Here is a 691-nt window from a genome sequence, read left to right on the forward strand (position 1 = left end):
GCTTGACATGAGTGGTCATGTCATTCAGCACTATCGAGTCAAAATCCTTCTGCGCATGAAGATAGACTTGCTCTTGGTCTGCTTGGTCTTCAAAACTCAGTTCGTTAAAGCCTTGTCCTTGGTGGGTCTCACTGCGTAGGACGGTTTTGGTTTTGTTGTTGGGTAGAACATAAGGCGGCTTATTGACCGCATGATAGGTGCGCCCCGTGATGATGGGCTGATCAGGGTCACCATTGAGAAATGAGACAATCACTTCGTGCCCAATGCGAGGCAAAGCGACCATGCCGTACTGGCTGCCCGCCCAACCTTGAGAGACTCGCACCCAGCATGAACGATGTTCAGGGTTTCTCTCTTCGCGATCCCAGTGGAAATGGACTTTCACGCGACCATGTTCGTCACAGAAGATTTCTTCTCCCTCAGGGCCGACGACCGTCGCGATCATGGGGCCATCGACTCTCGGTTTGGTCTCGGGCTGCGCTTGCCAATTGAGATGAGCCGGGATGGCTTGCCATTGGTTGGCGTAGGTCGTCTTGCCTTGCGTGCCCTCTTCCTCAAGTGCTTGAGCCTGTTCGCCTTGGTGATTGACTTGAACCAGCAGCCAAGGGCGATTAAAGGATGTGTTGAGGTGGTCACTCAAGGTAAATTTATACCCTGAACGGAGCAAAAATTCGTTGCTTTTGCCTTTGGCTAA

The 691-nt window shown here is 52.0% G+C and carries 1 protein-coding gene; it reads right to left on the reverse strand.

Annotated features, from left to right (window positions below; genetic code table 11):
• On the reverse strand, positions 1–691 hold a 691-nt coding region (gene tssI, locus QTN94_RS20220; protein WP_331428675.1), incomplete at both ends, for a type VI secretion system tip protein TssI/VgrG.

This window comes from Vibrio sp. M250220, assembly GCF_036533795.1.
Taxonomy (GTDB): domain Bacteria; phylum Pseudomonadota; class Gammaproteobacteria; order Enterobacterales; family Vibrionaceae; genus Vibrio.